1 protein-coding gene and 1 pseudogene are annotated in these 1,036 nt (G+C 70.2%); one reads left to right on the forward strand and one right to left on the reverse strand.

The features are described 5' to 3' along the window. On the reverse strand, positions 1 to 486 hold a 486-nt coding region (locus ACIRS4_RS39175), incomplete at its 3' end, for a PAC2 family protein (RefSeq protein ID WP_404205201.1). Between the two features lie 181 nt (positions 487 to 667). On the opposite strand from ACIRS4_RS39175, the pseudogene ACIRS4_RS39180 reads away from it, so the two are divergent. Then, positions 668 to 1,036, forward strand: a pseudogene (locus tag ACIRS4_RS39180) (sensor domain-containing protein); the annotation flags it as partial.

The raw sequence follows: 1,036 nt of genomic DNA on the forward strand, positions 1-1,036 counted from the left end.
CCCTGCGCGGCGCCCTCGCCGACAAGCGGGGCACCGTCGCGGGCGGGTGTGCGGGATTGCCATGGGGATCGCGCTCAGCCCGATGGTCCGGCGCACGCCCAGCTGTTCGGCCAGCAAGCGCACCGCGGTGACGAACCGCTCCCAGCGCAGATCCGGTTCCAGCCCGGCCAGCAGCAGGAACGGCGTGCCCGCGGTGTCCTTGAGGGCCCACAGGGTCAGTTCCGGCTCGGTGTAGTCGGAGAAGTGATCGGTCTTGAAGGTCATGAGCGGACGCCGCGAGCGGTAGTCGAGCAGCTCGTCCATGTCGAACGAGGCGACCAGCTCGTGCTCGAGGCTGTCCTTGAGATGCGAGGTGGCCAGGCGTACCGCGTGTCCGGCGTCGGTGAAACCCTCGAGGCCGTGCACCAGGACCGGGCCCGAGCCGTCGGGAGAGGACAGCTGCGGAGCCGGGAATTCCAGCTCGTACATTCGCGACTCGTAGTCCATCGCGTACTCCTTCCTGCGTGGCCCACTTTCGCGACCAACCCCATTGTCCCTCATACCCATGACAGGTGCGCAGCACCCGCACCCGCTGTGCAACACGCCGAACCCGGACCCGCATTCCCGCTGTCCCGGCGCGCGGCGTGGCATTCGGTGTGAACAGCCGATTTTCGGCATAGTGGGCCGAGTGACCCAGCCCTCCGCACCCCCCGTACGCAGCACTCGCAGGACCGCGCGGATGGTGGGGATCGTCACGCTGGGCACGGTGCTGGCGGCCTGCGGGACCACGGTCACCGGGCATCCGACCGCGGTGCGCAACTCGGCGCCGGTCGCCACCGCCGACCAGACGCTCACCGCGATGCTGCCCGATCCGTCGAAGTTCCCGTCGCGCTACACCGCGGTCGTGCTGTCGCCGGAGACCGCGGCCCAGGCCGCTTACGACCTCGAGGGGTATCTGCCGGGGGCGCAGGTGGATCCGAGCACGTGCGCGCCGGTCGCGCCGAAGACCGGTCCGGCCGTGTCGGTCGGGACCGACGACCACGGTCAGGCGACGCTC

The organism is Streptomyces sp. NPDC101166 (assembly GCF_044768125.1).
GTDB lineage: Bacteria > Actinomycetota > Actinomycetes > Streptomycetales > Streptomycetaceae > Streptomyces.